Annotated in this window: 10 protein-coding genes and 2 pseudogenes; 8 read left to right on the top strand and 4 right to left on the bottom strand. The window is 40.2% G+C overall.

The window, feature by feature from the left end:
- Positions 1–165: pseudogene (locus G596_RS26040) on the bottom strand (transposase); the annotation flags it as partial.
- 160 nt (positions 166–325) lie between these two features.
- Here G596_RS26040 and G596_RS25095 point away from each other — a divergent pair.
- The 5 genes from G596_RS25095 (at position 326) to G596_RS0119845 (ending at position 2,635) form a co-directional block, all read left to right on the top strand.
- Positions 326–487 (top strand): hypothetical protein, encoded by a 162-nt coding sequence (locus tag G596_RS25095; protein ID WP_022763544.1) that lies wholly within the window; start codon positions 326–328, stop codon positions 485–487.
- 27 nt (positions 488–514) lie between these two features.
- Positions 515–994 (top strand): GNAT family N-acetyltransferase, encoded by a 480-nt coding sequence (locus tag G596_RS0119860; protein WP_022763543.1) that lies wholly within the window; start codon positions 515–517, stop codon positions 992–994.
- 150 nt (positions 995–1,144) lie between these two features.
- Complete coding sequence (locus G596_RS0119855; RefSeq protein WP_022763542.1) at positions 1,145–2,059, top strand: Fic family protein; 915 nt, start codon at positions 1,145–1,147, stop codon at positions 2,057–2,059.
- Positions 2,060–2,195: 136 nt separating this feature from the next.
- Positions 2,196–2,423: a hypothetical protein gene (locus G596_RS0119850; RefSeq protein WP_022763541.1), complete on the top strand. Its 228-nt coding sequence runs from the start codon at positions 2,196–2,198 to the stop codon at positions 2,421–2,423.
- 14 nt (positions 2,424–2,437) lie between these two features.
- Positions 2,438–2,635 (top strand): hypothetical protein, encoded by a 198-nt coding sequence (locus G596_RS0119845; protein WP_022763540.1) that lies wholly within the window; start codon positions 2,438–2,440, stop codon positions 2,633–2,635.
- 121 nt (positions 2,636–2,756) lie between these two features.
- On the opposite strand, the gene G596_RS0119840 is transcribed toward G596_RS0119845, so the two are convergent.
- Together G596_RS0119840 and G596_RS0119835 are read right to left on the bottom strand one after the other, a co-directional pair.
- The gene (locus tag G596_RS0119840; protein WP_022763539.1) at positions 2,757–3,884 is read right to left on the bottom strand and encodes an ArsR/SmtB family transcription factor; all 1,128 of its coding nucleotides are present in this window, start codon (positions 3,882–3,884) and stop codon (positions 2,757–2,759) included.
- Positions 3,881–5,158: an MFS transporter gene (locus tag G596_RS0119835; protein ID WP_022763538.1), complete on the bottom strand. Its 1,278-nt coding sequence runs from the start codon at positions 5,156–5,158 to the stop codon at positions 3,881–3,883. Before G596_RS0119835 ends, G596_RS0119840 begins: the two co-directional genes overlap by 4 nt.
- Before the next feature lie 361 nt (positions 5,159–5,519).
- Here G596_RS0119835 and yaaA point away from each other — a divergent pair.
- From yaaA to G596_RS0119820, 3 genes and pseudogenes are all read left to right on the top strand, one after another.
- Positions 5,520–5,715: pseudogene (gene yaaA, locus G596_RS0119830) on the top strand (peroxide stress protein YaaA); the annotation flags it as partial.
- A gap of 53 nt (positions 5,716–5,768) precedes the next feature.
- A complete protein-coding gene (locus tag G596_RS0119825) occupies positions 5,769–6,245 on the top strand; it encodes a GNAT family N-acetyltransferase (RefSeq protein ID WP_022763536.1) in 477 nt (158 codons plus the stop codon).
- A 25-nt stretch (positions 6,246–6,270) separates the two neighbouring features.
- A complete protein-coding gene (locus G596_RS0119820; protein WP_022763535.1) occupies positions 6,271–6,801 on the top strand; it encodes a cysteine hydrolase family protein in 531 nt (176 codons plus the stop codon).
- Positions 6,802–7,004: 203 nt separating this feature from the next.
- Here the strand turns inward: G596_RS0119820 and G596_RS26155 are convergent, their stop codons facing one another.
- Positions 7,005–7,157: a transposase gene (locus tag G596_RS26155; protein ID WP_442855884.1), complete on the bottom strand. Its 153-nt coding sequence runs from the start codon at positions 7,155–7,157 to the stop codon at positions 7,005–7,007.
- Positions 7,158–7,160: the final 3 nt, after the last annotated feature.

Here is a 7,160-nt window from a genome sequence, read left to right as displayed (position 1 = left end):
AATCTTAGGGAGTTCATCGACTTTGAACTTTTGATATTTGGGAGAATGAGAATCATCGAAAGCCCACTGCTTTAGAGGTATATATCTGCAGATGAAATTAATCAGCCAGCAGTTTTGCTGATAGAGTTGTTGAATGATTTGAAGTAAATAAAGTATAATGTTCACGAGCATTGTCTCCTGGTTATTTTGTGAGTTTGGTCGCTGACATTATACCAAAAAGGGAGGTCAATGCTCTTTTTATTTTGAACTCCCGATAAATCAAGGTTTTAGAACTAAAAATGGGTAGTTAATTTGACACTACCATGCTGGTTACGGGGGTAAAAACATGACAAAAGATGAAGATTACTGTATTTTGGAGTTTATAGCTGAAGGCGGACGGTTTTATCGTTATGACGGAAAAGGCGATTTATCAGCATCTGAGATTGAGACATATGATAATGGCAGGAAATTTGAAAACGGATACAATGCGGCTAACGCAAATGTATGACTAATCCAGGGACAAGGAGCGCTTAAAATGATAATTCGTGAGTATGAAGAAAAAGACATTCAGCAGATGATAGACATTTGGAATGAGGTGGTTGAAGAGGGAATGGCATTTCCTCAGGAAGATTTTCTTGATGCTGTGTCTGGGAAAGAGTTCTTTGAGTCGCAGAGCTATACAGGAGTGGCTGATGACGATGGAAATATTGTTGGATTATATATTTTGCATCCGAATAATGTTGGTAGATGTGGGCATATTTGTAATGCCAGCTATGCGGTAAGCTCAAAGAGTCGTGGGTTACATATTGGAGAGAAAATGGTAATCGACTGTCTTTCAAAAGGTAAAGAACTCGGTTTTCGAGTATTGCAGTTTAATGCTGTAGTTGAGAGTAATGTGCGTGCGAGACACTTATATGAGCGATTAGGCTTTGTGCAGTTGGGAACAATTCCAGATGGATTCAGAATGAAAGACGGGCATTACGAGAATATCTGTCCGTACTATCATACGCTTTAACTTTCAGTAAAATGTACTTATAGCCAATTCTGTAAAACTGCAGAACTGGCTATTTTCTTAGCTTTACTTTTTATCCAAAAGTCTTTCATAATCTTTACTTTTTAGAAGCCAAAAGATAAAATAAGTAAAGATTATGGAGGGAAGTACAATATGATCTCATATGAAGGTTTGGAAAATGCACTAAAGGAAAGAGGAATTGGTAAGACTGAGCTTTCAACTGAGCTTGGTCTGTCTACAAGAACTGTGGCTAAAATTGCAAAGGGTGAGAAGTTGTCGCCAAGAAGCATAAAAAAGATAGCAGCATATCTCGGAAAAGATCCGGACTTTTTAATGAAAAGTGTTTCAGATAATAAAATCTTGCAGTTGCTTCGTGAAGAAAAAGATATAAAGCTTCCTGGAGGGCTCTATCATGAGCTACAGGTAAGAGTGACATATAATTCCAATCATATCGAAGGAAGTAAGCTTTCAGAAGATCAGACAAGGCATATCTTCGAAACTGATACAGTTGATATCGGCGTTGGCGTTCCTGTTGATGATATTCTTGAAACAGTGCATCACTTCCGCGCAATTGATTATGTAATAGATATAGCAGAGGAAGAACTTTCAGAGGATATAATCAAAAGGCTTCACTACATAATAAAGCATGATACAAAGGATTCAACTTTGTCATGGTTTGCGGTTGGAGATTATAAAAAACGTGCAAATGTCGTAGGGGGCAGAGAGACTTCGAAACCATCTGAAGTGCATAAGCATATGGAGGCACTTCTTAAAGAGTATAATTTAAAAAAGATTGTAACAGTAGAAGATATAATAGCACTTCATGCTGAGTTTGAATATATTCATCCATTCCAGGACGGAAACGGAAGGGTAGGAAGGCTTGTAGCATTAAAGGAATGCCTTAGACACAATATTGTGCCATTCATCATTGAGGATTCCAAGAAGAACTACTACTACAGAGGGCTCAAGGAATGGAGAAATGAAAAAGGATGGCTCATAGATACTTGTCTTGATGGACAGGATACATTTGTAAAGCTTCTTGATTTACTCGAAATTGAGCATGATTGAGATAGTATATGGAACGGAAAATTTGAAGAAAGTTACCGTTTGTGGGAGGAAAGCAGGAAACATACATTTTATAAGCAGTGGGGAACCGGAATACAAGGAGTGAATAGGCATCATTAGCCTAAGGAGGGCGGTGCTAATGGAAAGAAAATCAATTCTGATCAAGGATACAACAAGAGAAGAGAGGGAGCAGATTGTGAAAAACTCTCTCGATTGCGGTGGCGGCTGCGAGAATTGCTCATCTTGCTGGCTTGGCGGGGGAAGTCCCTGGGATATTTATCAGGACTATATTGATGGCAAAAAGGAAATCCGCGAGATAAACATGGAATACATGGAAAAATATCGCCAGGACAGGCAGATTCATTGAGAGGATATGTACTTATGTTAAATGCACCTGAGATAAAAGACTCTACAACTGAAGAACGTAGAGCATATATAAAAGAGAGGTTTCCATGTATTGCAGATTGCGATATGTGCGGACTTTGCAAGGTGTTCCATGGAAAAGACGCTGAGACGGCATATACAGATTACATCAATGGTAACAGGTCTTTTATAGAAGTGTCGGCTGACTATAAGTGAGTTCTTTTAGTATTTCTATATAATTTGTGGTGAGTTGTGATGGACGGTATTGGTTTAACCCCGGATGCCGCCAGAATTCTTCAGAGAATCTCTTGAGGAGTAGCTGGTGCTCAGGCGGAATTCATTCGTGCAATAATTCCTTTTTTACAAAGTTAATCAAGGTACGAATCATATCGGGGTTAGCACGGTAGTATATCTTAGTGTCTACCTTATCCAGAGTCAGCAGATTCTGATCAAGGAGAGCTGAGGTGTGGTGAGATATAGTAGCAGTGGTAAGGCCCAGCATTGATGCCAGTTGCGCACCGTATGCGGGCTTGTCCACTGTAGCTGACAAAATCTCAAATTTACTCTTATCTGCGAGGAGCTTGAGCATCAGGAGCACCTTGTCTTCATCTAGGGTGGCCTGGTTTTTCAGAACGTCTTCAATCCTGATGGATGGATCAAAGATAGCCCCGATGTTGACTATCGCTTTAGGGGCCATCTTAAAGGAAAGTCCCATTGAAACACCCTTTATATAAGTGATATAGATATCACATTCATCAAAATTATTCCCGGATTCATGATCACCATAGAATTCATTCATTATATATGCTGCCATTGATGTCCCGTTAAGGAGACTCTCGAAGTGTTCAGCTACCCGTTTTCCCTTAGCAATAAGTTTTTTTTCAAACTTCTTAATAACCTTGGCTGAACGCTCCATAAGTGAGGCAAACTTCTCACAGTATTCCTTATGATGAATATAAAGCTTTTGCAGGTGCAATTTTTCAGCATCGGAAAAATCCATCTGCTGTATCAGATCAAATATCTCCAGGGCAGATATTTCGTCTTCAGCCTCCTCATCAACCGTACGGGAGCCAAAGGCCTTAACCTCATCATAGAAATTTCTGTTGTATTCAGCTTCGGAAAGATCTTTAAGTTCATCATAATATTTTGAGACAGAGCTCTCCCGCCAGACGCTTTTTCCTACCAGCATCAGAACATTGGCAAAGGAGATTATGCTTTCGCTAAGCTTTGGCATGCCGCAGAAAAAGCGAATATCCTCAGAATCCTTGGAAAACTCTGCTCTAGCAGCGTCTTCGATTTCCTGGAGTAGTTCCACATATCTTTTTGCTTCCTCATCCGGCGTGATGCCATATCTTGCGGCAAGCCTGTTCATATATTCTGTTTCAAAGCCTGCCGGTTGAGCAATCATATTAAGTAATGTAATACTTTCATGTACGTACTGAACTTCTAAATGAAAATGATTCATGCTGCCTCCCTCATGTCTGCGTTATCTGTAGTTTCCTGTTCTTCAAGATTACCTTTTGCAATAAGAACGATGCAGAACACGATTGCCACAACCCCGGCGCCAAGAAATATCTGTGCCACATTTGAGAACTTAAGTAAACCACTGATAAGTCCTGCAGTTACGGGCATGATGGCTGACCCAAGGGCATTTCCGATGCTTGATGTTCTTGCAAGATATTCTTTATCAATTATACGATATGATTCAACGCCAAGGAACATGTTAGCGATTGTTACAAAAAGGCCAAGAATCACGGTAAGTACAACAAGGATACCAAGAGCGACGTAACGATTGGTGTAAAGCGGTGATGCGGCAACGAGGATGAAATATACGGCGGTAATAGCAACTGAAACCATTACAAGTACCATTTTTGCATCCAAACGCTTGTAAATCATAGGGAAAACCAATGAACCGACAAGCATGCTGGCAACGAAGGTAGCGCCAAAGGCTGACAGAAAGAATGCATCGCCATGAAGCAGTTCGCTGACCATAGGAGTCTGAAGGCTGTTCAATGGAACCATAATTCCGTTTAAGAAAAGAATGATCATGGTGATGGCAACAAGCCTTTTCTTGGTGGCACAGTATAAAAACCCGTCCTTAAGATCCCTCATATATCCGGAAACATTGAAACGCTCTGCATTTTTGTTACTGTCATCCTTAAGCTTCATGGAGAGGATGATAAGAGCTGAAAGTATGAAGGTTATCATGTCAACGTAGATGGCACCTGAGCTGCCGATAAGAGCGATTATTACAGCAGCGACGGCTGTACCTACAAGTTCAACGGTACCGGAAGCAGCTTTGCTGATAGACATGGCTTCGCCATAGAGATGCTCGGGAACGATCTGTGGGAAAAGAGCTGTTCCAGCAGGAACTCTGAAGGCCTCTGCACTGGAGATCACAAGGCTCAGTACCGCAATCATCGGTGCATTCAGAAATCCCATGAGAAGTCCTGTTGCAAGGAGCCCTACACATATAGCTCTGATAAGATCTGTGATCACCATAATCATCTTCTTATTCTTGCGCTCAACCCAGGGACCTGCCAGGGGAGTCAGTATAATTGTAGGGATGCGGTTCAGGGCATAAATAAGAGCTGACCAGCTGGCCTGACCTGTGATCTCATATACGATCCATGAAGACGCGATGGCATCCACTGAATCTCCGAAGCGGTTGATGATCTCTGCTGATAAGTCCTTACGATAGTTTCTGTTCTGTAATAATTCACGAATCTCTGCATTCATATGTGTTCTCCCGGGTTAGATATTTGTCTAATAGATGTTTGATGCATATAAAATATCACAATATTCGATGCATGTCAAATATAAATATTAGATTAGTGTCTATTAATGTATGAGTTGCTATACACTATTTTAGAAGAAGACAGTGGCTTGATTTTTTTGTTATAGTATTACTATGATACCGGCTATGTGATGCTAAGGGAAAATGGAGCGCCAACATTATAATTGGATAAAATAGCCAAAAAATAATAACTTTCTCCAAATATAATAACGCTTGATGATTTATTTGATCAGTAGGGATGGGGAATCTTATGGAAAAAGTGAAATCAGCTGATGATTTTGAAAAAATGTTTGGAGAACTGTGATGAGGATTATTCTTTCACCTGCAAAGAAAATGAATGTAGATACAGATAAACTTGAGTACATAGGACTTCCGGTATTTATTGACCAGACGGAGGAAATACTTGAGTGGCTCCGAAATAAGTCGCATTCTTTCAGGTTTTTATGGTGTGCTGAAACCTATGGACGGAGTTACACCATACAGGCTTGAAATGCAGGCAATGGGAATCCGAAATTAGCAGTAAGAAAATAAGATATGAGGCTTTGCAAAAATATGTATAAATTCAGAGAGATTACAGAGGCTGACAATGCTGCTGTTGCTGCGCTTGTCAGGGACAACCTTAAACAGTTTAATCTTGATATTCCGGGAACAGTTTATTTTGACGCAGGATTGGACCATCTTAGCGATTATTATGGCAATGATAATAGGAGATATTTTGTCATCGAGAGCGATAATGGAGAGGTTATCGGTGGAATTGGATATGACAGATTTGAACCGCTGAAAGATACTGCTGAACTCCAGAAGCTCTATCTTACGGATGCAGCAAAAGGATCAGGGCTTGGATACGAAATGATAGACTTTATTGAAGAGAGGATGCGAGAAGCGGGATACAAAGTTTCGTATCTGGAGACCCATGACAATCTTCAGGCTGCAATTCATATCTATGAAAAGAAGGGGTATAAAGAAATAGAGCGCCCTGACGCGGTAGTTCACAGTACCATGAACAGATTCTTTAGGAAAGCGCTATGATAATCAGAGCAGATGGGGGTATATTATGAAACTTATTGTTATAGACATACAAAAAGGAATTACCGACGAAAGACTATATAATTTCGACGGATTTATAAAGAATGTGACAAGTATTATCGATGCTGCAAGGAAGAATGATGTTGAGGTTATTTATGTTCAGCATGATGACGGTCCGGGTACAGGATTTTCTGTCGGTGATGAGGATTTTGAGATAGCTGATCAGGTGGCTCCAAGGGAGAATGAGAAGATTTTTATAAAGACAGTAAACAGCTGTTTTGGTAATGCCGAGTTAGCAGATTATCTCAGTGACTCGGGTGTAAAAGACTTAATGATAGTCGGATTGCAGACTAACTTTTGTATTGATGCATCTGTGAAATCAGCATTTGAAAGGGGATACAGAGTAATAATCCCCGAAGGAACCAATTCTACTTTCGATAATGATTACATGAATAGCGAAACGACTTATAAGTATTACAACGAGATGATGTGGCCGGAAAGATTTGCGAGCTGCATTCCTGTTGATGAAGCTATTAAGCTTATCGGGGAACTGGTATAGTTTATACAGACGGGAAAAGGACGGTGATTTACCTGCATGGCAGACTACGATATGTGCGGGGTAGGAAAGTAAAAAGATGCAGCCCAAAAAGAAAATACATAAAAACATCATATGGACAATAGTTTCTTTGATTCTTGCGGTATTAACTATTCGCTTGGTGATAAAGAATGGAAAAGATATATCTGTCAGAGAATTGATTGAAATTATGATGTATCAGCGAGAAAACTCCTTCTCCAGAAAAGAGCATCTCCCCACAGATATTTTTCTATGTGTTCACGGTATTTGAGCCTGACTTCTTTAGAGAGCTGGGATTTTAAGGTATTGATAAGCTTTACCGGGGCAACGTCCGGAGGCATGGA

Origin of the sequence: Butyrivibrio sp. AD3002, from assembly GCF_000420905.1 — a bacterium.
Taxonomy (GTDB): Bacteria; Bacillota; Clostridia; order Lachnospirales; family Lachnospiraceae; genus Butyrivibrio.
This window is presented reverse-complemented; position numbering and strand designations above follow the sequence as displayed.

Bases quoted from the DNA above. Each gene is read 5' to 3' on its own strand.
- G596_RS25095 (WP_022763544.1), top strand. From the start codon at position 326: ATGACAAAAGATGAAGATTACTGTATTTTGGAGTTTATAGCTGAAGGC.
- G596_RS0119860 (WP_022763543.1), top strand. From the start codon at position 515: ATGATAATTCGTGAGTATGAAGAAAAAGACATTCAGCAGATGATAGAC.
- G596_RS0119855 (WP_022763542.1), top strand. From the start codon at position 1,145: ATGATCTCATATGAAGGTTTGGAAAATGCACTAAAGGAAAGAGGAATT.
- G596_RS0119850 (WP_022763541.1), top strand. From the start codon at position 2,196: ATGGAAAGAAAATCAATTCTGATCAAGGATACAACAAGAGAAGAGAGG.
- G596_RS0119845 (WP_022763540.1), top strand. From the start codon at position 2,438: ATGTTAAATGCACCTGAGATAAAAGACTCTACAACTGAAGAACGTAGA.
- G596_RS0119840 (WP_022763539.1), bottom strand. From the start codon at position 3,884: ATGAATCATTTTCATTTAGAAGTTCAGTACGTACATGAAAGTATTACA.
- G596_RS0119835 (WP_022763538.1), bottom strand. From the start codon at position 5,158: ATGAATGCAGAGATTCGTGAATTATTACAGAACAGAAACTATCGTAAG.
- G596_RS0119825 (WP_022763536.1), top strand. From the start codon at position 5,769: ATGTATAAATTCAGAGAGATTACAGAGGCTGACAATGCTGCTGTTGCT.
- G596_RS0119820 (WP_022763535.1), top strand. From the start codon at position 6,271: ATGAAACTTATTGTTATAGACATACAAAAAGGAATTACCGACGAAAGA.
- G596_RS26155 (WP_442855884.1), bottom strand. From the start codon at position 7,157: ATGCCTCCGGACGTTGCCCCGGTAAAGCTTATCAATACCTTAAAATCC.